The 22,689-nt window shown below is 57.9% G+C and carries 23 protein-coding genes; 10 read left to right on the plus strand and 13 right to left on the minus strand.

What is annotated here, in order from left to right; genetic code table 11:
- Window positions 1-56 precede the first annotated feature (56 nt).
- Window positions 57-1,364 (plus strand): sulfatase-like hydrolase/transferase, encoded by a 1,308-nt coding sequence (locus B3075_RS01420; RefSeq protein ID WP_290488951.1) that lies wholly within the window; start codon window positions 57-59, stop codon window positions 1,362-1,364.
- A 111-nt stretch (window positions 1,365-1,475) separates the two neighbouring features.
- Here B3075_RS01420 and B3075_RS01425 read toward each other — a convergent pair whose 3' ends face one another.
- Window positions 1,476-1,844 (minus strand): FtsB family cell division protein, encoded by a 369-nt coding sequence (locus B3075_RS01425; protein WP_022197005.1) that lies wholly within the window; start codon window positions 1,842-1,844, stop codon window positions 1,476-1,478.
- Between the two features lie 28 nt (window positions 1,845-1,872).
- The gene (gene eno, locus B3075_RS01430) at window positions 1,873-3,153 is read right to left on the minus strand and encodes a phosphopyruvate hydratase (protein WP_290488967.1); all 1,281 of its coding nucleotides are present in this window, start codon (window positions 3,151-3,153) and stop codon (window positions 1,873-1,875) included.
- A 216-nt stretch (window positions 3,154-3,369) separates the two neighbouring features.
- On the opposite strand from eno, the gene B3075_RS01435 reads away from it, so the two are divergent.
- The 4 genes from B3075_RS01435 to B3075_RS01450 all read left to right on the plus strand — a co-directional run bounded on the left by B3075_RS01435 (window position 3,370) and on the right by B3075_RS01450 (window position 7,842).
- On the plus strand, window positions 3,370-3,579 hold the full coding sequence (locus B3075_RS01435; RefSeq protein WP_290488949.1) for a hypothetical protein: 210 nt from the start codon (window positions 3,370-3,372) through the stop codon (window positions 3,577-3,579).
- Between the two features lie 4 nt (window positions 3,580-3,583).
- On the plus strand, window positions 3,584-4,825 hold the full coding sequence (locus tag B3075_RS01440; RefSeq protein WP_094135901.1) for an LL-diaminopimelate aminotransferase: 1,242 nt from the start codon (window positions 3,584-3,586) through the stop codon (window positions 4,823-4,825).
- 372 nt (window positions 4,826-5,197) lie between these two features.
- Window positions 5,198-6,175 carry an FAD:protein FMN transferase gene (locus B3075_RS01445; protein WP_290488947.1) on the plus strand — a complete coding sequence of 326 codons (978 nt, stop codon included), beginning with the start codon at window positions 5,198-5,200 and terminating at the stop codon, window positions 6,173-6,175.
- 65 nt (window positions 6,176-6,240) lie between these two features.
- Window positions 6,241-7,842 (plus strand): glycoside hydrolase family 27 protein, encoded by a 1,602-nt coding sequence (locus tag B3075_RS01450; RefSeq protein ID WP_290488945.1) that lies wholly within the window; start codon window positions 6,241-6,243, stop codon window positions 7,840-7,842.
- 351 nt (window positions 7,843-8,193) lie between these two features.
- Here the strand turns inward: B3075_RS01450 and B3075_RS01455 are convergent, their stop codons facing one another.
- Window positions 8,194-8,418: a hypothetical protein gene (locus B3075_RS01455; RefSeq protein WP_012420228.1), complete on the minus strand. Its 225-nt coding sequence runs from the start codon at window positions 8,416-8,418 to the stop codon at window positions 8,194-8,196.
- A 200-nt stretch (window positions 8,419-8,618) separates the two neighbouring features.
- Window positions 8,619-8,882 carry a 50S ribosomal protein L28 gene (rpmB, locus tag B3075_RS01460; RefSeq protein WP_012420229.1) on the minus strand — a complete coding sequence of 88 codons (264 nt, stop codon included), beginning with the start codon at window positions 8,880-8,882 and terminating at the stop codon, window positions 8,619-8,621.
- Between the two features lie 452 nt (window positions 8,883-9,334).
- Here rpmB and B3075_RS01465 point away from each other — a divergent pair, with 452 nt between their 5' ends.
- The gene (locus B3075_RS01465; protein WP_290488943.1) at window positions 9,335-10,336 is read left to right on the plus strand and encodes an MDR family NADPH-dependent oxidoreductase; all 1,002 of its coding nucleotides are present in this window, start codon (window positions 9,335-9,337) and stop codon (window positions 10,334-10,336) included.
- A 178-nt stretch (window positions 10,337-10,514) separates the two neighbouring features.
- Here B3075_RS01465 and ruvX read toward each other — a convergent pair whose 3' ends face one another.
- Genes ruvX through B3075_RS01485 form a run of 4 tightly spaced genes read right to left on the minus strand, consistent with a single transcriptional unit; the run spans window position 10,515 to window position 14,608 of the window.
- Window positions 10,515-10,940 carry a Holliday junction resolvase RuvX gene (ruvX, locus tag B3075_RS01470; protein WP_012420231.1) on the minus strand — a complete coding sequence of 142 codons (426 nt, stop codon included), beginning with the start codon at window positions 10,938-10,940 and terminating at the stop codon, window positions 10,515-10,517.
- Window positions 10,937-11,995, minus strand: coding sequence for a mannose-1-phosphate guanylyltransferase (locus B3075_RS01475; RefSeq protein ID WP_094135907.1), 1,059 nt, complete (start codon window positions 11,993-11,995; stop codon window positions 10,937-10,939). The genes ruvX and B3075_RS01475 overlap by 4 nt, the downstream gene beginning before the upstream one ends.
- A 32-nt stretch (window positions 11,996-12,027) precedes the next feature.
- On the minus strand, window positions 12,028-12,744 hold the full coding sequence (locus B3075_RS01480; RefSeq protein ID WP_290488940.1) for an isoprenyl transferase: 717 nt from the start codon (window positions 12,742-12,744) through the stop codon (window positions 12,028-12,030).
- A 22-nt stretch (window positions 12,745-12,766) separates the two neighbouring features.
- Window positions 12,767-14,608: a DNA topoisomerase IV subunit B gene (locus B3075_RS01485; RefSeq protein WP_094135909.1), complete on the minus strand. Its 1,842-nt coding sequence runs from the start codon at window positions 14,606-14,608 to the stop codon at window positions 12,767-12,769.
- 124 nt (window positions 14,609-14,732) lie between these two features.
- Here B3075_RS01485 and ispE point away from each other — a divergent pair, with 124 nt between their 5' ends.
- The 3 genes from ispE (at window position 14,733) to B3075_RS01500 (ending at window position 18,216) form a co-directional block, all read left to right on the plus strand.
- Window positions 14,733-15,581, plus strand: a complete 849-nt coding sequence (ispE, locus tag B3075_RS01490; RefSeq protein ID WP_290488937.1) for a 4-(cytidine 5'-diphospho)-2-C-methyl-D-erythritol kinase — start codon at window positions 14,733-14,735, stop codon at window positions 15,579-15,581.
- 63 nt (window positions 15,582-15,644) lie between these two features.
- Window positions 15,645-16,211 carry a hypothetical protein gene (locus tag B3075_RS01495; protein ID WP_290488936.1) on the plus strand — a complete coding sequence of 189 codons (567 nt, stop codon included), beginning with the start codon at window positions 15,645-15,647 and terminating at the stop codon, window positions 16,209-16,211.
- A gap of 7 nt (window positions 16,212-16,218) precedes the next feature.
- On the plus strand, window positions 16,219-18,216 hold the full coding sequence (locus tag B3075_RS01500) for an ATP-dependent DNA helicase (RefSeq protein WP_290488934.1): 1,998 nt from the start codon (window positions 16,219-16,221) through the stop codon (window positions 18,214-18,216).
- Between the two features lie 7 nt (window positions 18,217-18,223).
- Here B3075_RS01500 and B3075_RS01505 read toward each other — a convergent pair whose 3' ends face one another.
- From B3075_RS01505 to B3075_RS01515, 3 genes are read right to left on the minus strand one after another with little or no spacing between them, the layout of a single operon-like run.
- Window positions 18,224-18,994: an energy-coupling factor ABC transporter ATP-binding protein gene (locus tag B3075_RS01505; protein WP_102737955.1), complete on the minus strand. Its 771-nt coding sequence runs from the start codon at window positions 18,992-18,994 to the stop codon at window positions 18,224-18,226.
- Window positions 18,991-19,803, minus strand: a complete 813-nt coding sequence (locus B3075_RS01510; protein WP_290488931.1) for an energy-coupling factor transporter transmembrane component T family protein — start codon at window positions 19,801-19,803, stop codon at window positions 18,991-18,993. Before B3075_RS01510 ends, B3075_RS01505 begins: the two co-directional genes overlap by 4 nt.
- Window positions 19,804-19,811: 8 nt before the next feature.
- Window positions 19,812-20,855: an energy-coupling factor ABC transporter permease gene (locus B3075_RS01515; RefSeq protein WP_290488929.1), complete on the minus strand. Its 1,044-nt coding sequence runs from the start codon at window positions 20,853-20,855 to the stop codon at window positions 19,812-19,814.
- A 222-nt stretch (window positions 20,856-21,077) separates the two neighbouring features.
- On the opposite strand from B3075_RS01515, the gene B3075_RS01520 reads away from it, so the two are divergent.
- The gene (locus B3075_RS01520; RefSeq protein WP_094135916.1) at window positions 21,078-21,362 is read left to right on the plus strand and encodes a hypothetical protein; all 285 of its coding nucleotides are present in this window, start codon (window positions 21,078-21,080) and stop codon (window positions 21,360-21,362) included.
- Between the two features lie 19 nt (window positions 21,363-21,381).
- Here the strand turns inward: B3075_RS01520 and B3075_RS01525 are convergent, their stop codons facing one another.
- Window positions 21,382-21,747, minus strand: coding sequence for a lipocalin family protein (locus tag B3075_RS01525; RefSeq protein WP_094135917.1), 366 nt, complete (start codon window positions 21,745-21,747; stop codon window positions 21,382-21,384).
- A gap of 9 nt (window positions 21,748-21,756) precedes the next feature.
- Window positions 21,757-22,650: an acetylglutamate kinase gene (gene argB, locus B3075_RS01530; protein WP_012420243.1), complete on the minus strand. Its 894-nt coding sequence runs from the start codon at window positions 22,648-22,650 to the stop codon at window positions 21,757-21,759.
- Window positions 22,651-22,689: the final 39 nt, after the last annotated feature.

Consider the following 22,689-nt stretch of genomic DNA (forward strand, 5'->3'; position numbering starts at 1 on the left):
GCGGTTTGTTTTGCGGAACAGCAGTTGCGCAGCCCCGCCTTTCCACACCCCCGAACATGATTGTCATTTTGGCGGATGACCTGGGTTATGGGGATTTGGGCTGTACGGGTTCCAGGCAGATTAAAACGCCCTCCCTTGACCGGCTGGCCGAGGAGGGCGTGTTCTGCTCCCGGGCGTATGTGACGGCTCCGATGTGTTCCCCTTCCCGCATGGGATTGCTGACGGGGCGTTTCCCCAAGCGTTACGGCATCACGACGAATCCCAATATCCAGATGGATTATCTTCCGGAGTCCCACTACGGGCTGCCGCAGACGGAGAAATTGATTCCGGAGTATTTGACCCCCTGCGGATACCGGAGCGCGGTGTTCGGCAAGTGGCATCTTGGCCATACGAAGGGATACACGCCGCCGGAACGCGGTTTTACGCATTGGTGGGGGTTCCTGGGCGGTTCCCGGCATTATTTCCCCGTGAAGAAGGAGGCTGAAGGCCTGAATCCCTCCGTGATTGTATCCAATTTTACGGATAAGACGGACATCACCTACTTGACGGACGATATTACAGACCGGGCGGTTGAGTTTCTTCAGGAAGCCGGAAAGGATAAGAAACCGTTTTTCATGTTTGTTTCTTACAATGCCCCCCATTGGCCCAATGAAGCCAAGCCAGAGGATATTGCCAGATTCAACAATGTGCAGGATGGGAAACGCCGGGTTTATTGCGCCATGGTGTATGCGATGGACAGGGGAATAGGCCGCATTCTGGATGCCTTGAAGGCGGACGGTTTGGAAAAGGATACCATTGTCGTCTTTCTGTCGGACAATGGAGGCGCTCCGGAGGCTCCCGCCTGCAATGCGCCGTTCCGGGGGGCCAAGAGGCAGCATTTTGAGGGAGGCGTTCGCGTGCCTTTTATTATCAGATATCCGGCGGACAAGCGTCTGGTCCCCGGAAGCGTTTGCCGGCAGCCCGTTTCCTCCGTTGATTTGCTTCCCGCTCTGTTGAAGGCGAATGGCCGTCAAATTCCCGGAAAGCTGGACGGCATGGATATTCTGGAGCTGGTGGGGAACAGGGGCGCTCCCGTTCCGCGCACCTTTTTCTGGTGCACGGATTATACGTCCGCTGTGCTGGACGGGGATATGAAGTACCTGCTGGCGCCGGACCGCGCTCCGCAGTTTTACAATGTGGCGGATGATCCCCAGGAGCAGAAGGATTTGTATTTTTCCAGGCATCAGGATGCGGATTCTTTCGCCAAAAAGCTGGGGACATACCTGACGACGACGCCTGCATGCCGTTTCCCTGACAGCATCAGCTGGTCCGCCAAATTGATGAGGGAGCATGACAAGACAGAACCGGACAGGCAGCCTGAATAAGGCCGCGCTGGCTTTGTCCCGTATTCCGCCTTGCATACCAGCGTTTGGGAACCAACCACGGCGGGAGAGAAACAGGAACCGCGCACAAGTTTTTTTCTGCTGAAAAACGCTTTATTTCAGTCGCTTGGGTTCCGCAATACGGAGAATGTGCTCCCCGGGAAGAGCCAGGTTGCCTTTGTCCCGGGCAATCATTTCAAAGTAGTGTGGATCCTGTGAGATCCAGATGAATTCGTTTTTTGCCTGTTCCATCTGCTCCCTGGATTTTTCCAGATGAGCCTGAAGGAAGGAACGTTCATGCTCCAGGGAGCGCAGATCCTTCCATGGCTTGAAACACACCAGGGAAAGCAACATCGTCAGGCACAGCGCCAGGACAATGGCAAAGAGGCGCAGGGCTCTCTGGACGATCAGGGCACGTTTCTCCCGGCGGATTTCAAGCTCCGCCAAGGTAAAACGGTGGTAGTAGCGGCGTCTCCAGAGCATTCCTTGCAGTCAAACGACACATTTTTGATCATAGAATATGAATTTTGCCACCATAAATTGCGTCATCCCCTAATTCTTCCTCAATTCTAAGCAATTGATTGTACTTAGCCATACGGTCGGAGCGGCTTAGGGAGCCGGTTTTGATTTGCCCCGCGTTCGTCGCTACGGCAATATCCGCAATAGTGGCGTCTTCCGTTTCCCCGGAGCGGTGGGAGATGATGGCGGAGTATTTATTGTCCTTGGCCAGTTCCACCGTATCCAGCGTTTCCGTCAGGGAACCTATCTGGTTGACTTTCACCAGAACGGCGTTCGCCACATGGCGGGAAATGCCCTGATTCAGGAATTCCACATTCGTCACAAACAGGTCGTCCCCTACCAGCTGGGTGTTGCCGCCCATGGCTTTAGTGAGCTGTTCCCAGCCCAGCCAGTCGTTTTCCGCACAGCCGTCCTCAATGGAAATGATGGGGTATTTTTTCTGGAGTTCCTGATAGTAGGCCGTCAGTTCCTCCGCCGTTCTGCCCATGCCGTCCGATTTTTTGAAGACGTACAGGTTCCGGGAGGGATCATAGAATTCGGAGGAAGCCACGTCCAGGGCAATGAAGATATCCGTGCCCAGGGCATACCCCGCCCGTTTTACGGCCTGTGCAATGCATTCCAGGGCGTCGTCCGCGGATTTCAGAGCCGGGGCGAATCCCCCTTCATCCCCCACGGCAGTAGAAAGGCCGCGGTCATGCAGCACCTCCTTGAGCGCATGGAAAACTTCCGCTCCGTAGCGCAGGGATTCCCGGAAAGTGGGAGCCCCCTTGGGCATGATCATGAATTCCTGAAAGTCGATGGGGGAGTCCGAATGGGCCCCTCCGTTGATGATGTTCATCATGGGGACGGGCAAAACTTTGGCGTTCGGCCCGCCCAGGTATTTGAAAAGGGGAAGGTTGAGCTGAATGGCGGCGGCTTTCGCCACGGCCAGGGAGACGCCCAGGATGGCGTTGGCCCCCAGGCGGGATTTATTGGGCGTGCCGTCCAGGTCGATCATGATTTTGTCAATGGCCGGCTGAAGGGTTGCATCGTGCCCTGATATTTCCGGGGCAATGATTTTATTGATGTTTTCCACTGCTTTGAGGACGCCCTTGCCCCCGTAGCGCCTGGCGTCCCCGTCCCGGAGTTCCCAGGCTTCATGCTCTCCGGTGGAGGCTCCGCTGGGGACGGATGCGCGTCCGATAGCTCCGCCGGCCAGGGCTACGTCCACTTCCACGGTGGGATTGCCCCGGGAGTCGATAATTTCACGGCCGCGGACGTCGATGATTTCCATTTCATTCATGATCATAAGATTTTTTCTTGTTCTTTTTAGACAGGGAAACGGGTTTTTCCGTTCCGGAGAAGCATGTCATGTTCCTGGAAGTTCCGGTTTCAAAAGCAGGACTGGCGCAGAACGGGGGATGAAGCTTGCCGGCGTCTTCAGGACCATGATGCCCCGCAGAGTGAAGGTTTTTTTTGCCGTGCATCTGTCTGTCCGTTTTTGGGAATCTTGCCCGGAAAGAAACTCAGGGAAATCAGGGAAGACAAGACGTTTGATGAGGAGCATGAAATGCAGAGGGACAGGAGCAGCCGCTTTGGCACGGCGGAAACAGCATCAGGGGAAGACGCGCCGTTTCGTGACGCAGGGAAGGACGGCATGCCGGAAAGGGGCCTTGATTCCGTCCTGTTCCGGGTATGGAATAAAAGCGCTTACTACTAAAACCATGCCTAATATTAACGATAACTTCCTCAAGTTGCAGGCGGGATATTTGTTCCCGGAAATAGGGCGCCGCGTACATGCGTTTGCCGAATCCCATCCGGAGGCGGCCAAAAGGCTGATTCGCTGCGGCATCGGCGATGTGACGGAGCCGCTTCCCATGGCGGCTATTGAAGCCATGCACCTGGCCGTGGATGATTTGTCCACTCATGAACGTTTTCACGGCTACGGTCCGGAGCAGGGGTATTTCTGGCTGAGGGAGGCGATCGCCAAAAAAGCCTATCAGGTTCACGGCGTGCATGTGGAGGTGGACGAGATTTATGTGTCTGACGGAGCCAAATGCGATACGGGAAACATTCTGGATATTTTCGGGCCCGGCAACAAAATCGCCGTGCCGGACCCGGTTTATCCCGTATATGTAGATACCAATGTCATGGCCGGGAATACCGGGAGTTCCAGCCCGGATGGTTCTTATGAAGGGCTGGTGTATCTGCCGTGCACTCCGGAAAATAATTTTGTGCCGCAATTGCCGGATGAGCATGTGGATTTGATTTACCTGTGCTTCCCGAACAATCCCACCGGGGCTGTAGCTTCCCGGAATGAACTGCTGAAATGGGTGGAATACGCCCGGGCTAACCATGCCATTATTCTTTATGATTCCGCTTATGAGGCTTTCATACAGGATTCTTCCATACCCAGATCCATTTTTGAAATTCCCGGCGCGCGGGATTGCGCCATTGAGTTCCGTTCCTTCTCCAAGCAAGGGGGCTTTACAGGGGTGCGCTGCGGCTACGTGGTGATTCCCAGGGAATTGCACGGACATGATTCCGAAGGGAACAAAGTTTCTATCAGCCGGCTCTGGAGCCGCCGCACCAGCACGAAATTCAACGGCGCTTCCTATATTGTCCAGCGGGGCGCCGCGGCTCTGTTCACCATGGAGGGCATGGCCCAGACCGCCGCGCTCATCAGCCATTACCTGGGGAATGCTTCGCTTCTGCTGAATGCCTGCCGCCAGGCGGGCATGCGCGTGTGGGGCGGGGAAAACGCCCCTTATGTATGGGTACAGTGTCCGGACGGTCTGGACAGCTGGCAAATGTTTGACAAGATGCTGCATGAGGCGAATGTGGTTATTACGCCCGGTTCCGGTTTCGGTTCCAGGGGGGAAGGTTTCTTCCGCATTTCCGCGTTTAATTCACGGGAAAACGTGGAGGAAGTCTGCCGCCGCATTCATAGCCTGTTTGCCAGATAGAAGGGCGTTTCCGGACAGATTGTCCAGGCCGCGGCGTCCTGCGCCGCGGCCTGTGCATTTCTTCCCGTGTGGATTGATGGCCGCGGCATTGTATTTTCCCGCCGGGAGGGGAACTCCTGTAAAAAGTCCCTTTGCCTTGCTTACGGCTTGGTTCCGGGAAAGCGCGGATGCCGTTTTCAAGTGATGGAATTCCAGTCAAGGGCCGCATCCTATGGCATATTCGGCCCTTGCCCCCGTTCATTTGTACGGAGTAGGTTGTTGTTTATGTCCCCGCGGGTGCGCATGAGTTCCTTTTTCCGGCAGGCCGTTTTTCCTGCATGTTGCGCCTGTCTGCTGTCTGCTGTCGGCGCCGTCCGGGGACAGGAAGGGGGCATGGAGCTTCCTTCTGTGGAGCCGCTTTCCTGCGCGCAAGCCCCGGATGGGAGGGTAACGGTTCGGGGGGCGGTTATGGGTACGGTATTCACGGTGCGCGCTTATCCCGGGAGCGGCATGGACGCGGAAGAGGCGGAGAAGATTTGCAGGGAGGCCCTGGCCTGTGCCGTCCATTGGGAAAAAGTGATGTCCGCCATGGATGCGGAAAGCGGTCTGGCCCGGCTTAATGCTGCGGAATACGGCATTTCCGTACCTGTTTCTCCGGAATTGGAAAGGGTGCTTCTTCTGGCCCTGGATTATGCCCGGCTGACGAACGGCGCTTTTGATCCCACGCTGGGGCCCTGCATCCGTCTGTGGAAAAAGAGCCGCCGCCTTGGCATTCTTCCGTCCGGCGAGGAACGGGAATGCGCGCTCCGGGCATGCGGATGGGAAAAGTTGTCCGTCCGTCAGGGAATGGCGGTCAAGGCGGTTCCTGGAATGAGGCTGGATTTGGGAGGCATGGGCAAGGGCTTTGCCTTGGACCGGATGGCGGAGCTGTTGACAACAAGGGGAGTATGTTCTTTTTTCATGGACAGCACCAGCGATGTTCTGGCTGGCGCTTCTCCTCCCGGGGAGCCGGGATGGCGGCTGCGGGTGGATACGGGAAATGGGCAGGGGGAAGTGTTGCTGTTGAGCCATGCGGCCGTTTCCACCTCCGGGAGCGTCCGTCAGATGGTGAAGATTGGCGGGAAAGCGTATTCCCACGTGCTTGATCCCCGGTCGGGGCTGGGCGTTACGGAAGGGAGGCAGGTGAGCGTCCGGGCGTCTTCCGCCGCGCTGGCGGATTCCCTGGCGACGGCAGGGTGTGTGATGCGTGAGGATCATTTCCGTTCCCTGACGGGCGGATTGCCGGGAGTGTCCGTTCCAGCCTTTTTTCAAAGTCCGCCATGTTCTACGGAGGAAACGCGGAAACGGGACGACTTGCGGAAAGAGGGATGAATGGGGCCAATGAAAGGAATGGCAAAGCAACGACGTTTTTAAGGTACACCTTAATAACCCCGTTTATGAGATTGTGCCGTTTTTTACTTCCTGCCGTTGTCGGCGCCGCCGTATCCGCCTCCTTTGGGGCAGAGTTCCCCAATCCCTATCCTGCGCCCGCTCCCGGCGTCCGCCTGACTCCTGAAACTCCCCTTTCTCCCTCCATTAATGGCGCCCGTATCGTCGGGGCCGCCCCCGGCTCCCGCATGCTGTTCCAGGTTCCCGTTTCCGGGGAGCGGCCCATGAAGATTCAGGCATCAGGGCTTCCCCCGGGCCTGAAGATGGATTCGCGCGGATTGATTGCGGGTACCGCCCCGGCCGGGAAGAGGGAATACAAGGTAAATATCCAGGCTTCCAACAGGCATGGAAAGGATATGAAAGAGCTGATTCTGAAGGTGGGGGACGAATTGTGCCTGACTCCGCCCATGGGCTGGAGCAGCTGGTATTCCTTCAGTGAGGCTGTAGGGCAGGAACATGTGCTGAAGACGGCCCGGCTTTTTGCGGAACGGGGCCTGGTCAATCATGGCTGGACCTATATCAATATTGACGACTGCTGGCAGGGCAGGCGCGGAGGGAAGTATGGAGCCATTCAACCCAATAAGCGTTTCCCTGACATGAAGGCCATGTGCGACGCTATTCACGCCATGGGCATGAAAGCGGGCATTTATTCCACGCCCTGGATGGGAACGTATGCCGGTTTTATCGGAGGGAGCGCGCCCAACGCCAAGTCGGACTACGGGGAAATGGCCATTCCGGAAAAGGAGCGCAAGCAGGAGGATCAGATCTTTGGGAGGTATCCGGGCGTTCATTGCAGAAAGGCGGATCATGTGGGAGCCGTCTGGCTGTTTGACCGTGACGCTAAACAATGGGCGGATTGGGGGTTCGATTATGTGAAGGTGGATTGGAACCCCAATGATGTGCCTACGACAAAGCGCATCCGCAAGGCTCTGGACGAGTCCGGAAGGGATATCGTGCTCAGCCTGTCCAATGCCGCTCCGTACGAACATGCGGAAGAGCTGGGCAAGCTGGCGAATTTATGGCGGACGACGGGGGATATCCAGGACCACTGGGGCAGCGTCAGCAGCATCGGTTTTTCCCAGGAACGCTGGCAGAAGCATATGCGCCCGGGACATTGGAATGACCCGGACATTCTCCAGATCGGAAAGCTGGGCCAGCCCAACCAGCCCAACACCACATTTGTCCAGACGCGGCTGACTCCGGATGAACAGTACACCCATGTGACCCTGTGGTGCCTGCTGTCCGCTCCGCTCATTGTCTCCTGCGATTTGGAGCATATTGATTCGTTCACGATGGGGCTGCTTACCAATGACGAGGTGATAGCGGTGGATCAGGATCCGGCCGCCCGCCCCGCCCGCAAAGCGTGGAGCCAGGGGAATTTCCAGGTGTGGACGAAGGAGTTGTCCGACGGTTCCGTGGCGGCCGGTTTTTTCAATACCGGAAAGGAGAAAGGAATTTTGAAGGTGAATCTGAAGGAATTGGGGCTTTCCGGCGCGTATGAGGCAAGGGATCTCTGGAAACGTGCTGACCAGGGAACCGTGCAGGGGGAAATGGCGGTGGAATTGAACGGGCATGGAGCGTCCATGTTCCGGTTCAGCAAAAAGAAGTGACGGGAGGGAGGCAGGAGGTTTTGTATTTGTTCAGGGGCGGCGGGAACAGGCCGCTCCTGAACGCCTGTGGCAGGAGGGGGGAAAACCGGCATCCAGAAGAAACGGGCCTTCTTTACAAAACCGCTTTTCTGCAATACCTGCGGCAGATTACCGGATTTCAAGGGGGATGCAGAATGAAGTTGCGAATGCCCTCCCCCTGTAACCGAATCTTGTACATCAATTCCGGCAGGTTCTTCCCGGAAAGAGAGCCTTTATTAGTTGTAATAATAAAGAACCGCTCCGGCAGATCCGGAACGGTTCTTATCAAAAGAGATTGATGTTGACTTGCCTTAATCTCTCCCGACAGCTTTTCTAGGCGGCGATGCCGAAATGCTGCTGAATGGAGGCGAAAATCTTGTCGCGGCGGGCGCGGGCTTTTTCAATGTCACGGGTTTTCAGCGAGAATCTCAGGCGTTCCGCCGTGGAGTCCGGCTTGTGAACCGTAACGTGGCACCACCACACCCCCCTGTTGTTCCACAGGTGGTGGTTGGGGTTGTCATCATTAATTCTAAGAGCGATTTTGGTTTGGGCTTTCATCTGTGTGATCTTTTCCAGTAGAGGACGTATTGTTTACGTCCGTTGGCATATTAATGTTTCAATAAAACCTTCAACTTGGAGGCGCCTCACTTAAGCAGATGATCCCTTGTCTTTTTGGACATCTTTTTCTGCCAGTTGCTCACCTCGTTGAAGCCTTAGAGTTCAAGTGGTGAAACAACGTTCAAAAAAAAGAATCTTTTTTACAGGAGACCTACCTTTTTAAGAGTGTTGTAAGCACCGTTCTTGTTGATCGTACGCAGGGCCTTGGCGGAAATCTTCATTTTCACGAATTGACCGAGTTCAGGAACCCAGATGCGCTTCTCCTGAAGGTTGGGGAAAACGGTACGATTGACAGTCTTAGTGACGTGACGACCAATACCGCCCTTTTTCTTGGCAAGACCGGAGCGATGGATACGACGACCTTTGTGAGGCATGGTACCTCTGATGATGCAAATTCGGGACATGGCAATCGAAGTTATTTGTTAATGCGAGAGAGAGAATCTAGCGTATTTTTGCCTAAGGTCAAGAACAACCGGACGAAAGCCCTGGAATTTATCCCGGACTGTGCGGAAGTATGCCTCTTCTTGCGTGAAGTCCGGTTTTTTCTCCCATGATGAAGAGGGGCTGCAAAGGCGGCTGAGCTGAAAGCGGGGAGGGGCTGAGCCGGGAAGATGAACGGCATCGCGGATAAAAAGGGGAATGAGGCGTTTTTCCGTATTTTTCCCGCTCCGCTGTGGGAACAGGGGCAGACCGGATAGCCGGGTCGGATGAAGTCCTTTCACCGCAGGAAAAGTGCGGGACGCGGTAAAGATTACGCCCTGGGGTTTTCCCATGGCAATGGTATTATGGCTGACTGCTTCCGGGTAAAACGTATCCGGCGCTTGCACGGAGGGGCGTTTCATGAGAAAGTGAAAGCATGAGTGAGAATCATTATGCAGAGTTTTCCGAATGCAGCATGAAGCTCCAGGAGGTGCTGGAATACGTTTCCGGCCCCATTCCTGTTCCGGAGGAGGGAGAAGTTCTGGTCCGGATGAAGGCTGCCCCGATCAATCCGGCGGACATCAATTTTGTACAGGGAGTTTATGGCCTGAAGCCCGTACTGCCGCACTCCCGCGCCGGCCTGGAAGGCTGCGGCGTGGTGCAGGAGTCTCGCGCAGAGGGATTCCGTGAAGGAGATGAAGTGATTCTCCTGCGCGGCGTGGGTTCCTGGAGCGAGTATGTGGCGGTTCCCTCCGTGAATGTGATGAAGCTTCCGGTGAAGGTGGATCCCGTCCAGGCGGCCATGCTGAAGGTGAATCCCCTGACCGCCCTGCGCATGCTGGAAGGGTTCGTTTCCCTGGAGCCGGGGGATTGGCTGGTGCAGAATGCCGCCAATTCCGGAGTGGGAAGGTGCATTATTCAACTGGCCCGTGAAATGGGCGTGAAGACAGTGAATTTTGTGAGAAGGCCGGATGAACTGAGGGATGAACTGACTGCGCTGGGCGCCGATCTGGTGGTGGGGGAGGATGACGGGGATGTGGTGAAGAATACGCTGGCCCGTCTGGATGGAAAGAGGCCTGTGCTGGCTTCCAACGCCGTGGGCGGAGAAAGCGCCCTGCGCCTGATGGATATGCTGGCTCCCGGCGGGAGCATGGTGACGTACGGGGCCATGAGCCGGAAGAGCATCAAGGTGCCGAACGGTTTTCTGATTTTCAAAGGTATTAAACTGGAAGGGCTGTGGGTGACTCAGTGGCTTAAGAATGCCCCTGTTTCAGAGATTGAGGTCGCCTATGACAAGCTGGCGCGCCTGATGGCGGACGGCAGGTTGAAGCAGGCCGTGGACACCGTTTATCCGCTGAGCGATGTGCGGAAAGCTGTGGAGAAGGCCCAGGAGGAGTTCCGCAGCGGCAAGGTGGTGCTGAGCATGGATTGCGCCTGATGCGCGGAAAGGGGGCTTTTGCGCTTTCCCGTACTGCGGAATGCTGGAAGGATATTTTCAGCGTTCCGTGGTTGGGGGCGTTTTTTGCCGGGGGAACGGTTTTGCTCAGGAAACGGGAAGTAAGGAGTTCCGCAGGAGCGTAGAGCCGGGAGGGACGGAGCGTGCGCGCCGTTTGGCTTCAGCCCAGCGTGGAATCAAGCCAGGTGTTGAGTATTTCCACAGCGGCTACCTGGTCGATGATGGGGCGGAAATTTTTTGCCTTTTTGCCGGCGGCGTGCAGTTTTTCCTGGGCAATGACGGTGGTGAGGCATTCATCCATGAAGATCAGGGGGAGGCCGGGAAGGGCTGCGGCCAGTTCCCGGCCGAAAGCGCGCACCTTGGCCGCGGCAGTTCCTTCCGTGCCGTCCATGCGGACGGGAAGACCCAGCACCAGAGTACGTATTCCCCGTTCCTGGACGAGCTGGACAATGCGGGAAATTCCGTCCGTCTGATGCCTGTGGATGGTTTCTACGGGATGGGCCATGATGCCCACGGGGTCCGTGGCGGCAATGCCGATGCGGGCTTCTCCGTAGTCGATGCCCAGAGCGGGGTGCGGACTGGTCATCTGAGTTCGTCCGGCAGCTGGTTGACGATTTTCTTGATTTCGTCCGCCTTGTTTTTATCTGCAATGAGGATGGCGTCCGCCGTTTCCACCACAATCAGGTTTTCCACGCCCAGCAGGGCCACGTGCTTGTCTCCCTTCTGGGAGAAAACAATATTGCCGGAGGCGTTCTGCACGGTGATGTCCGTGTTGGTGGTGTTTTTATTGTGGGTTTCCAGATAGTTGGCTACGGAGATCCAGGAACCTACGTCGTCCCAGTCAAAGGTGGCTTCTATGTTCAGTACTCTGTCCGCATGCTCCATGAGCGCGAAGTCTATGGAAATGGGGGTGAGCGCCGGAAATTCTTCCCGGATGGTTTCCTGCGGAACCGGAGAATCGGCAACGTGTTCCACGAAGGAGGCCAGTTCCGGGCAGTGCTTGTCCAGCTGTTCGCACACGGCGGGAATGCTCCAGACGAACATGCCGGCGTTCCAGCAGAAATTGCCCCGGCTCAGGTAGGCTGCGGCCGTGGCCGTGTCCGGTTTTTCTCGGAATTGAATGACTTCACGGCAGGAACAGCCCGGAACGGAGTGGATTTCCTCTCCGCGTTCAATGTAGCCGTAGGAGGGGCAGGGCCAGGTAGGCTTGATCCCCACAGTGACAAGCGCTTTTTCCCTGGCAGCCGTGTCCATGGCGGCTTTCATCAGGGTGCGGAAGGATTCCTGGTCCTGAATGAGCTGGTCGGAGGGGATGACGAGCATGACTCCGTGCGGGTCCGCCGCCTTGATGAGTCCGATGCCCAGGGCGATGGCGGGAGCCGTGTCCCGGCGCACGGGTTCGGAAATGATGTTGTCCACGGGAATATCGTGGGCCTGGCGGCGCACTTCCGCTTCCTGCAAATGGTTGGTCAGGATAAAGATGTTTTGCCGTGGCACCAGCCCGTCCAGCCTGTCGATGGCCTGGCGGAGGAGGGTTCCTTCCCCGAACATGTTCAGGAGCTGTTTGGGGCGGTGGTCGCGGGAGAGGGGCCAGAAACGGGTTCCGCTGCCGCCGGCCAGAATAAGAGCGTATTGGTTCATGTCTGTTTCGCAGGAATGGGGGTTAAAGAAGGTTAGAGCGCTCCGAAACGGCGCTTTCTGCGGGAGTAGTCCAGCAGGGCGGCTTCCATGTCCCGGTCGCAAAAGTCCGGCCATAACGTGTCCGTCACGTAAATTTCCGCGTAGCTGATTTGCCAGAGAAGAAAGTTGGAGACGCGCATTTCTCCGGAGGTGCGGATAAGCAGGTCCGGTTCCGGCATGCCGGCGGTGTCCAGATACTCGCTGAACAGGTTTTCCGTCACGGCGTCCGGATGGAGTTCTCCGCGGGAGACTTTTTCCGCTATTTTTCTGGCGGCGGCGGCGATTTCCCCACGGCTGCCGTAGGAAATGGCCAGAACCAGATTGAGCCTGGTGTTTTCCGAAGTGGCTTCCAGACTGTCCTGAAGCAGTTTCCGGGTGCGGGCGGGAAGACGGGAAAGGTCGCCTATGGCGTGGAGGCGCACGCCTTTTTCCATCATTTGGCGAAGACGTTTTTTCAGAAATTCGTGCAGCAGGAGCATTAACGCGTGCACTTCCGTCTTCGGGCGGTTCCAGTTTTCCGAGGAAAAGGCGTAAAGAGTGAGCCAGGGAATATTGTGGGTTATGCAGAAGTCCGCACAGCGCTCCACTGTATCCGCTCCCGCCCGGTGGCCTGCCTGCCGCGGCAGATGACGGCTGTTTGCCCAGCGGCCGTTGCCGTCCATGATGCAGGCGATGTGAGTCGGCAGTTTTTCCTTGGGAATGGTAAGCATAGATAGGCGTTGCTCCGTTACTCTAGTCCATGACCGGATCCAGTTCAACACGCAAGTTTTTCAAGATGTATTCCTGTCTTTCCCGCGTGTTTTTTCCCATGTAGAAGGACAGCAGGTCTTTCACCTTGTGGGAGTCTTCCAGCCGGACGCGGTCCAGGCGCATTCCTTCCCCGATAAATGCCTTGAATTCCTGGGGGGAGATTTCTCCCAGGCCTTTGAACCGGGTAATTTCCGGATTTTTCCCCAGCAGGCTGATGGCTTCCTCCCTTTCTGCGTCCGAGTAGCAGTAGATGGTTTGCTGCTTGTTGCGCACGCGGAAGAGGGGCGTCTGGAGGATGAAGAGGTGCCCCTCCCGGATCAATTCCGGAAAGAACTGGATGAAGAATGTCATCAGCAGGATGCGGATGTGCATGCCGTCGTCATCGGCGTCCGTGGCGATGACTACTTTGTCGTAGCGCAGTTCCTCCAGACCGTTTTCAATGTTCAGGGCATGCTGGAGGAAGTTGAATTCCTCATTTTCATAGACGACTTTGCGGCTCATGCCGAAGGAGTTCAGCGGTTTGCCCCGGAGGGAGAAAACGGCCTGGGTTTCCGCGTCGCGCGCCGTCGTGATGGAGCCGGAGGCGGAGATGCCTTCCGTAATGAAGAGGGTGGTTTCACCGGCGCGGGAGTGCTTGGAGTTGTAATGCACCCGGCAGTCCCGGAGATTCTTGTTGTGAATTTTGGCCTTGCGGGCGTTTTCGCGCGCCAGTTTCTGGATGCCGGAGAGTTCCTTGCGGTCCCGTTCGGAGTCCTTGATCTTGGCTTCCAGGGCTTTGGCCGTCTCCGGGTTTTTGTGCAGGTAGTTGTCCAGCTCCCTGGCAATGAAGTTGCCCACAAAGGTGCGGATGGTTTCCCCTTCCGGGCTGATGGTGTTGGACCCCAGCTTGGTTTTGGTCTGGGATTCGAAGACGGGTTCCTTCACCTTGATGGAGATGGCGGCTACGAGGGAGGAACGGATGTCCCCTGCCTCATAGTTTTTCTTGAAGAAGTCCCTCAGGGTTTTGACGATGGCTTCCCGGAAGGCCGCCTGGTGGGTGCCTCCCTGGGTGGTGTGCTGCCCGTTGACGAAGGAGTAGTGCTCTTCCCCGTATTGGCCGCCATGGGTGAAGGCCACTTCAATGTCATGCCCTTCCAGATGGATGATGGGGTACAATGGTTCCTCGCTCATCGCTTCCGCAAGCAGGTCCAGCAACCCGTTTTTGGAGATGTAGCGGCGGCCGTTGAAATGCAGGGCCAGCCCTTTGTTGAGGTAGGAGTAGTATCTGCACATTTTTTCGATATACTCCGGCCGGAATTGCGTGGCTGCGGGAAAGATGTCCGGGTCCGCGTGGAACGCCGTTCGGGTGCCGTTGGGTTCCTCCGTGGCGCCGTCCTTCCGTCCCTTGGGGATTTCCTTTCCGCGGCAGAACTGGTAGGACCGCGTCTCCCCGTCGCGGTAGGCCTGGATTTCAAAAAAGTCGGACAGGGCGTTGACCGCCTTGATGCCCACTCCGTTGAGGCCTACGGATTTTTTGAAGGCGTCGCTGTCATATTTGGCTCCGGTGTTGATTTTTGCGGCGCAGTCCAGCAGTTTGCCCAGCGGGATGCCGCGGCCGAAGTCGCGCACTTCGCACAGGCCGTCCGGAGTCACGTCAATGGTGATTTTTTTGCCGAATCCCATGACGAATTCGTCGATTGAGTTGTCGACGACTTCTTTCAGAAGGACGTAAATGCCGTCGTCCGGAGAAGCGCCGTCACCCAGTTTGCCGATGTACATCCCCGGACGCATGCGGATGTGTTCCCTCCAATCCAGGGTTTTGATGCTGTTTTCGTCGTAGGCCATGTGCAACGGGGTCGCGCTTATTATAGCGGCGCCCCCGGAATTTGCGAAGAAAAAATGAGGGGCCATCCGTTTGCGTTCGATGGAGCTTGACCCGGAGGCCGTCCCTTGGTGGAATCCACGGCGTATGATCAGTTGCAAGGCTCCGTGCAAAGTGAACGTTTCCCTCCGCATTCTGGGAAAGAGGCCGGACGGCTTCCATGAGGTGGATACGGTGATGGTTCCCCTGGATTTGTGCGATGTGCTGGAGTTTTCCCCGGCGGCCCGTCTGGAAATGAGCTGTGACGCTCCGGGCGTGCCTCTGGATGAGAGCAACCTGGTCATGAAAGCGGGACGTCTGATGGAGAGGGAGCTGGGAAGGCCCATGCCGTGGCATGTCCGCCTGGTGAAGAAGGTGCCCCATGGCGCGGGGCTGGGCGGCGGCAGCAGTGACGCCGCATGCGTGCTGCGCACCCTCAATGAGCTGGAACGCGGAGGTTTGTCCCGGGAGCGTCTGGCGGAGCTGGGCGGGGAAATCGGTTCCGACGTGGGGTTTTTCATTTATGGCGCGGCGAGCCGCTGCACCGGGCGCGGGGAGAAGGTGGAGCCTTTGCCGGAGTGGAAGGATTGGCGTCCCAGGATTGTCTTATTAAAGCCGTCGTTTGGTGTTTCCACGCCGGACGCCTACCGCTGCTGGTCCGGTTCCCGGGAATTGCCCGGCATTCCCTACGGGGAGCAGGATGTGGACGGCCATGTGCTGGTCAATGATCTGGAAAGGCCTGTGTTTGAAAAGCATTTATTCCTGGCGGAAATGAAGCGCTGGCTGGTGGGCCGCCCCGGGGTGCGCGGCGCCATGATGTCCGGTTCCGGTTCCACCATGTTCGCCGTGGTGGAGGATGAAGGAGCCGGACGCGCGCTGATGGAGGATGCCGCCCGGGAGCTGGACCCCACTTTATGGATGTGGTCCGGCCTGGTGATGCAGGATGACGCGCGGTAAAAACATGATTCCGCGGAAGGCCTTGCCTTGACGGAGGGGGAGGCATGCCGTTACACTCCCTCCATGATTAAGAGTTTGTTGGCAGGCGTGATGATGGCGGCCGTGTGCGCCGTCCAGGCCGGTGAATACGGGGATAGCGCCGTCCGGGCCGCCCGGGAGCTTTCCGGGGCAGTGAAGACGGGCGATATGATGTGGATGATTGAGAAGATGTACCCTCCCATGAAGAAGCAGCTTGTCGCTTCCTTTCCGGGCGGGGAGGCTTCTTTCATGGAAACCATGAGGGAAAAGATGCGGGCCGCCTCCGCCGTGATGAAGGAGCGCGGCATGGTGGTGGAGACGTATGAAATAGGCCAGCCTGCGGCGGAACATCTGGTGAAGGGCGGAAGCGAAGTTCTGGTGGTCCTTCCCACGCGGATGGTTATTTCCATGAAGCGTCCGGACGGGGTGCCCGTGAAGGTGGAGAATACCGGTGTTCTGGTGCTGGTGAAGGATTTGAAGGATAAGGGGCCCTGGACGTTCATCGACGCTTCCAGGATGAATGCGAACGGTCTGCGCTCCATGTTCTACGACTTGCCTGAAAAGGTGAATCTTCCGCCGGTTTCTTCCCGCCAGCTTCCCGTGGGCCAGTAGGGGGGGCGTGTTCCCGCATATGAAGGCCGCCGGGGAAGAGGGCGTGGAAGGCGCTAGCGCTTTTGAGGCTTATGTCCACCGGGCATTTGCCCCGGACGGGCTGTTTTCCCGCGCCAGGGATTTTGAATACCGGGCGGAGCAGCAGAGCATGGCTCTGGCTGTGGCGAGGGCGCTTCAGGTGGATGCCCCCCTGCTGGTGGAGGCCGGCACAGGCGTGGGCAAGTCCCTGGGGTATTTGCTGCCGGCGGTGAAGTTTGCCCTGGATTTTGACCGGAAGGCGGTGATTTCCACGCATACCATCAATTTGCAGGAGCAGTTGTTCAACAAGGATATTCCGTTGCTGCGCACCGCCCTGGGGATTGATTTTTCCGCCGCCCTGCTGAAGGGAAGGCAGAATTACCTGTGCCATACCCGTCTGCGGCGTGCTCTGGCGCAGATGGATTCACTCTTTACGCAGGGTGAGGCCGCGGAGTTGAAGAGGATCCAGGACTGGGCCCTGAGAACGCAGGACGGCACCCTGAGCGATATGGCATTCCGGCCGTCTTCCAAGGTATGGGCTATGGTATGCAGTGAACCGCATGCGTGCAGCATGCGCCATTGCGGCCCTTCCTGCCCGTACCAGATAGCCCGCAAGCGGGTTCTGGAGGCCAAAGTGGTGGTGCTTAACCATACCCTGTTTTTCGGGCTGATGGCCCAGGCGGAGGATTCCGAGGAGGCGGGGTTCGTGTTTCCCGGAGATTTTGTGATTCTGGACGAGGCCCATATGATTGAGAACATCGCCGCCCGCCAGCTTGGCGTCCAGCTCTCGGAACCGCATTTGAATTATGAGTTGCTGCGGATGTACAATCCGCGCACGCACAAGGGATTGCTGAAACCGCTGAACAATCCGGCCCTGTTCCAGCGGGTTCAGGACGTCATGGACGCCTCCGGCCTGTTTTTCCAGAATGCGCGGGATGACCTGGGGTTTGCGGGTTCCGGCAAGATTGTCCGCATTCTTCAGCCGGAGTGGTCGCAGGATATTCTTTCACAGCCTTTGATGGAATTGATCGGGGAATTGAAAACGGAGAGGGAGAAGCAGGAGGAAAATGCGGCCGTGAAGGATGAACTGGCGGATATGGCCGCCCGGATGGAGGAGGCGCAGGCTTCCCTGAAGACGCTGATGGACATGACGGAGGAAGGGCACGTATATTGGGCGGAGCGGTCCGGTCCGGATGGAAGGAACATGAGCGTGTGCTCCGCGCCCGTGGAGGTGGGGGATATTTTGAGGGAACGCCTGTTTTCCGCCGGACGTTCCGCCATTCTGACTTCCGCTACGCTGGGGACCGGAGATGCGGACATGAGTTATTTTGCGGGGCGCGTAGGGGCGGAAAGCGTTCGGAAGCTTCAGATCGGAAGCCCGTTCAATTACCGGGAGCAGATGCGGCTGATTGTAGCCCGTTCCATGCCGGAGCCGGACCAGCCGGAGTATGCGGAAGTTCTGCCGGAATGGATTAAAAGGTATCTGGCGGAGTCCCGCGGCAGGGCTTTCGTGCTGTTCACCAGCTATCGTCTGATGGTCCAGGCGGCGGAGAAGGTGCGCCCTTTTTGCGAGGAACAGGGCTGGACGCTGTATGTGCAGGGGCAGGATATGCAGCGGCATGCCATGCTGGAGGCGTTCCGGAAGGATGTGGACAGCGTGCTTTTCGGAACGGACAGTTTCTGGACCGGGGTGGATGTGCCGGGAGAATCTCTTTCCAACGTTATTGTCACGCGCCTGCCGTTTGAAGTGCCGGATCATCCGCTTGTGGAGTCCCGCTTTGAGAGTATCAGGGAACGCGGAGGGAATCCGTTTTACGAATATTCCGTGCCTGTAGCCATTTTGAAACTGCGGCAGGGGGTAGGGCGGCTGATCCGCACCAGGAGCGATTCCGGCATGGTGGTGATTCTTGATCCGCGCGTAGCTACCAAGCGGTATGGAATGCGTTTTCTCAAGTCCCTGCCGGAAGCCCGGCTGGAGTTTGTATGAGGTTTTTTCAGGATGCCCCGGAATTGTTCCGTTGCCTCTCCTGCCGCATCAGGAGGTAACTGAGGGGTTGTTCCAGGCGCGCTTCTTCCAGCAGGGAGCAGTCCGCGAAGATGTCCGGAACGGGAGCGTCTGCCAGGATGGAGCCGTCTTTCATCACGATGCAGCGCGTGCACAGATCCATGACCATGTCCAGATCATGGGTAGCAATGATTTTGGTATGGGTGAACTGGCGCAACAGGCTGATGAGGGTACGGCGGGAGGCGGGGTCCAGGTTGGCGCTCGGTTCGTCCAGCACCAGGATGTCCGGGCTCATGGAGAGGACCGTGGCGATGGAGACGGCCCGTTTTTCCCCTCCGGAAAGGTGATGGGTCATTTTGTCTGCCAGGGCTTCCGCGTGAACATCCCGCAGGGCCTGTTCCACGCGGCGGCGGATTTCCTCCGGGGGGAGCCCCATGTTGAGCGGCCCGAAAGCCACGTCTTCCCGGACAGTAGGCATGAATAGCTGGTCTTCCGCCTGCTGGAAGACCATTCCCACGCTTTCCCGGACGCGTGCGACGGTTTTGGGGGTGACGGGAATGTCCCCTACCCGTACCTGGCCGGAGGAGGGAGTCAGCAAACCGTTGAGGTGGAGCAGCAGCGTGGATTTCCCCGCGCCGTTCCCGCCTACGACGGCAACGGATTCCCCGTGGGTGATGCGCAGGGAGACGCCGTTCAGCGCCGGAGGGGAATCCGGGTAGCTGAAACACAGGTCAATGGTTTCTACAAGGTGGTGGCTCATGGGATGAGGCTGCGGGCGCACTGGCCCGCGAGCATGGTGATGTTGAAACAGCGGAACAGAATGACGAGAACGCAGAAAAGAAGGCCTCCCGCTGCGCCGCGTCCGGTGATGACGCTGCGGGAACTGACGAATTCAGGGTCTTCCCCGCCTCTGCACAGGACGGCCTGGTAAATGCGTTCCGCCCGCCCGAACGTCCGCAGCAGGAGCTGTCCGGCCATGGCCCCCCACGTGGAAAGAGGGATGGGCCCGGAGCTTCCCCGCCGGGAGCGGAAGGCCATCAGCATATGTTGGCATTCATCCACCAGGATAAAGGCGTACCGGTACAGGAAGGCCATCAGCGTGATGAGAATGCGCGGGGCGCCGAGTTGCCTCAGGCCGCGGCAGAGAGGCGCAAAGCCGGTGGAGGCCAACAGGGTGAAGGCGCCCAGGATGGTGAGCATGCACCTCAGGATGATGGAGATGAAGGAAATCATGCCCTGCGTGACGGGGATGCCGAACCATTCTCCCATGGGAGTTCTGTCCACCAGAGGGTTGAAGATGCCGATCATGACGGCGACGGGCAGCAGCCACAGGGCGCGTTTCAGAAGGTAGCCCAGGGGAAGGCCCGCCAGGCGGATGACGCAGACCGGGAACAGGAAGAAAGGCAGGAGCCCCGTGATTTCCTGCGGAGGCCAGGAAAGGACGCAGATTTGATAGACGAGGAAAGCTCCGATTTTAATGCGGGCGTCCAGACGGTGGATGCCGGTATTTCCGCAGGAAAACCGGTCCATCTGGCGGAATTGCTGTGAGGCGTCCGTAAAAAGCGGCATGGGGAAGGTCAGCGGGGGCAGCGGCTGTGCGGTTTTCTTCCGAACAGGAAACCGGCCGCAAAAATAAGGGCTGCGATGATAACGCTTCCCAGCACGCCGGCCATGCTCGTTTCAGGGTTGACAATGGAGGAGGAAGTTTCCGTTTCTGCAGCGTTTGCCCCGTCATTAGCGGGAAAGGCGTAATCCGGCATGATGGCGGTGGCCGCCTGGACGGTTTCCAGACTTTGATGGAGAGGGGACGGTTCCGCCAGACTGGTTTCTTCCGACCCGGTGACGCCGGCTACAGACCATTCCAGTCCGTCAGGATAGGCGGAGGCGAACCAGGAGAGGGCGGCCCCGCAGAGCAGGGCCGCTACCGCAAAGATGCCCAACACGGTCCAGGATGCTTTTTTGGCGGTTCCGGTTTCCAAATCGGCCGGGCGCAGCAGGGACGGCTGTGCCTTGCTGATGAAGATGACGACGGCGGCCGTAGCAAGCCCTTCTACGGCGCCGATGGCCAGATGAATGGGCAACATCAGTTCCACGAATTGGGCGAAGGGCAGTGCTGAGATGCCGGAGGCCGTTGTTTCCAGGACGACGGCGAAGGCTCCCATCTGAAGCCCGATGACGGCGGCGGTGACGCTGGACAGCGTAATACGGCCCGTACCGGGGTGTTTGCCGGCCAGGGGCCTGTAAATGAAGGGGGAGGCCACCAGGCAGGAGAAGAAGCCCATGTTGAAGATGTTGCAGCCCAGGGCCAGCAGCCCTCCGTCCGCAAAGAAAAGCGCCTGCACCGCCAGGATGGCCGCCATGACCAGAAAGCCCGCATACGGTCCCAAAAGAATCGCCAGGATGAGGCCGCCGCCCAGATGGCCGCTGGATCCGGTGCCCGGAATGGTGAAATTCAGCATCTGGCAGGCGAAGATGAAGGCCCCCAGCACGCCCATGAGCGGGACGAGCCGCATTTCTTTTTCCTGCCTGACTTTGCGCGCGCAGAGCATTGTCATTGCAGCGGAAGCCGCCCACATGGTACAGCCTGCCGCCGGTGAGATGAAGCCGTCCGCCATATGCATGATGTTGATGCCTTTCTATTGGATGAAATGAAGTATTGCTGGCCCCGGACCGGGCAGGTTGGCGCCACTTTAGCATAAACGCCGCAAAGCCGAAGAAGGAAATGCGGCAACGGAGGAAAGTGTGTGCATCAGGCGGCAATTCTGCTGCCGCCCATGCCGGGCAAAAGATGCGGACGGGTTGGGCGTGATGCAGGCGGGAAAACTGTCTGCTAGACGGGACCCATGATGAATTTTTCCATAGCCAGGTGTTTGTTTTCCATAGGGGGATGCACGACGATCCTGGGCAATATTTCCGCAGACACGGCCGTGTCTTCCGCCGGAGCCATCGGAGGCCTGGGCGTTCTGACGATTGCCGTGAACTATACGCTGAATCTGCTCAAAAAGAAGGATGAACAGTTGATGGCGAAGGACGCCCGCATTGAAGCCCTGATGGACCGCCTGATGGACAAATGCCCGAATTGCGAGCTGGCGAAGGCGGCCAACAAGTCCCTGCTGGACGATGAATGACGGCAGCCGCGGGGAGGGCTTATCTCCCGTCCGCGTCCGGCATGCGGGTGTACGTCTCCCGGGTTCCGTCCGTGTCCAGAATCAGCGTGTTTCTGCTGAGGCTGTCAATGGTGGAGGTAGCGGTGAAGAGGGAGGAATTGCCGTTTCCCATGCTTTTCCCTGTCAGGGTCAGGCGGTTGCCGTCCAGCTGCCAGCTTTGGTAGAGAAGCGTGTGCATGTTGATGGAGACGGCCCTGCCGTCCGGCAGGAGCCGCATTCCCTGCACGTTCCCGGGCTGCCCGGGGACGGGCTGGGTCCAGGAGCCGGAGAGGCTGGCGGGAGTGGGCTGCATGGAACAGGATGCCGCCAGCAGGGACAGGGCCGGGAGAAAGAAGGAAAATCTCATGGCGGGGAATCAGCGTTGTTCACGGATGATTTCCGTGCCGATGCCGTCCGGAGTGAAAATCTCCAGCAGCAGGGTATGGGGCAGGCGTCCGTCAATGAAGTGCACTTTGCGCACGCCCGCGTTCAGGGCGTCAATGGCGGAGTGGATTTTGGGAATCATGCCGCCGGACACGGTGCCGTCCTTGATGAGGTCGAGGGCTTCCGTACGCGTGACGGATTTAATGAGGGTGGAGGGATCCGAAGGGTCTTTCATGATTCCGGGGACATCGGAGATATAAATAAGCTTCACCGGCTTGAGTTCCTTGGCCAGGGCGGCTGCCGCCAGGTCTGCGTTCACATTGAGCGGTTTATGGGTTCCCAGCTCTTTTGCCAGCGGAGAGACGATGGGGGTGATCTGAAGTTCCAGCGCTTCCGTGATGCGCTCCGTCAGGCAACCGATGACGTTGCCCACTTCACCGATATCTATGGGGTTGCCCTGTTCATCTTTTTCATGGATGCGTTCCCCCACGAAGATTTCCGTGCCGGGGATGCCTACGCCCTTGCCGCCGTAATCGCGGAACATTTGAACCAGGCCGGGATTGATGGTGCCGGAGAGGGTGCGTTCCACGATGGAAATGGCTTCCGGAGTCGTGACGCGGAGCCCGTTGACGAAACGGGCTTCCAGCCCCGCCTCCGCCATCGCCTTGGAAATGGCTTTGCCTCCGCCGTGGACGATCACGGGGTTGAAGCCCAGGACCTCCAGCAGAACGATGTCCCGCATGAGCTTCTTGACCAGGCGGGCGTCATCCATGGCGCTGCCGCCGAATTTAATGAGGAATGTTTTGTCCCTGTAGGCCTGGAGGTAGGGGAGGGCGCCGACAATGACGGAGGCCTGTTCAATCAGGCGGGTGATTTTGGAGTCCATGTCAGTAATGAAACGGTAGGAGTTTTAACGGAAGGAGAG

It is taken from the genome of Akkermansia sp. UBA7090, from assembly GCF_002493465.1.
Taxonomy (GTDB): Bacteria; Verrucomicrobiota; Verrucomicrobiia; order Verrucomicrobiales; family Akkermansiaceae; genus Akkermansia; species Akkermansia muciniphila_A.

What these genes read in the sequence shown, in the direction of transcription:
- B3075_RS01480 (WP_290488940.1), bottom strand. Translation starts at nt 12,744, where the DNA reads ATGCTTACCATTCCCAAGGAAAAACTGCCGACTCACATCGCCTGCATC.
- B3075_RS01465 (WP_290488943.1), top strand. Translation starts at nt 9,335, where the DNA reads ATGAGTGAGAATCATTATGCAGAGTTTTCCGAATGCAGCATGAAGCTC.
- B3075_RS01450 (WP_290488945.1), top strand. Translation starts at nt 6,241, where the DNA reads ATGAGATTGTGCCGTTTTTTACTTCCTGCCGTTGTCGGCGCCGCCGTA.
- ispE (WP_290488937.1), top strand. Translation starts at nt 14,733, where the DNA reads ATGATCAGTTGCAAGGCTCCGTGCAAAGTGAACGTTTCCCTCCGCATT.
- B3075_RS01420 (WP_290488951.1), top strand. Translation starts at nt 57, where the DNA reads ATGATTGTCATTTTGGCGGATGACCTGGGTTATGGGGATTTGGGCTGT.
- argB (WP_012420243.1), bottom strand. Translation starts at nt 22,650, where the DNA reads ATGGACTCCAAAATCACCCGCCTGATTGAACAGGCCTCCGTCATTGTC.
- B3075_RS01440 (WP_094135901.1), top strand. Translation starts at nt 3,584, where the DNA reads ATGCCTAATATTAACGATAACTTCCTCAAGTTGCAGGCGGGATATTTG.
- B3075_RS01505 (WP_102737955.1), bottom strand. Translation starts at nt 18,994, where the DNA reads ATGAGCCACCACCTTGTAGAAACCATTGACCTGTGTTTCAGCTACCCG.
- B3075_RS01495 (WP_290488936.1), top strand. Translation starts at nt 15,645, where the DNA reads ATGATTAAGAGTTTGTTGGCAGGCGTGATGATGGCGGCCGTGTGCGCC.
- B3075_RS01515 (WP_290488929.1), bottom strand. Translation starts at nt 20,855, where the DNA reads ATGCATATGGCGGACGGCTTCATCTCACCGGCGGCAGGCTGTACCATG.
- eno (WP_290488967.1), bottom strand. Translation starts at nt 3,153, where the DNA reads ATGGAAATCATCGACGTCCGCGGCCGTGAAATTATCGACTCCCGGGGC.
- rpmB (WP_012420229.1), bottom strand. Translation starts at nt 8,882, where the DNA reads ATGTCCCGAATTTGCATCATCAGAGGTACCATGCCTCACAAAGGTCGT.
- B3075_RS01425 (WP_022197005.1), bottom strand. Translation starts at nt 1,844, where the DNA reads ATGCTCTGGAGACGCCGCTACTACCACCGTTTTACCTTGGCGGAGCTT.
- B3075_RS01525 (WP_094135917.1), bottom strand. Translation starts at nt 21,747, where the DNA reads ATGAGATTTTCCTTCTTTCTCCCGGCCCTGTCCCTGCTGGCGGCATCC.
- B3075_RS01445 (WP_290488947.1), top strand. Translation starts at nt 5,198, where the DNA reads ATGGAGCTTCCTTCTGTGGAGCCGCTTTCCTGCGCGCAAGCCCCGGAT.
- B3075_RS01510 (WP_290488931.1), bottom strand. Translation starts at nt 19,803, where the DNA reads ATGCCGCTTTTTACGGACGCCTCACAGCAATTCCGCCAGATGGACCGG.
- B3075_RS01475 (WP_094135907.1), bottom strand. Translation starts at nt 11,995, where the DNA reads ATGAACCAATACGCTCTTATTCTGGCCGGCGGCAGCGGAACCCGTTTC.
- B3075_RS01485 (WP_094135909.1), bottom strand. Translation starts at nt 14,608, where the DNA reads ATGGCCTACGACGAAAACAGCATCAAAACCCTGGATTGGAGGGAACAC.
- B3075_RS01455 (WP_012420228.1), bottom strand. Translation starts at nt 8,418, where the DNA reads ATGAAAGCCCAAACCAAAATCGCTCTTAGAATTAATGATGACAACCCC.
- ruvX (WP_012420231.1), bottom strand. Translation starts at nt 10,940, where the DNA reads ATGACCAGTCCGCACCCCGCTCTGGGCATCGACTACGGAGAAGCCCGC.
- B3075_RS01520 (WP_094135916.1), top strand. Translation starts at nt 21,078, where the DNA reads ATGATGAATTTTTCCATAGCCAGGTGTTTGTTTTCCATAGGGGGATGC.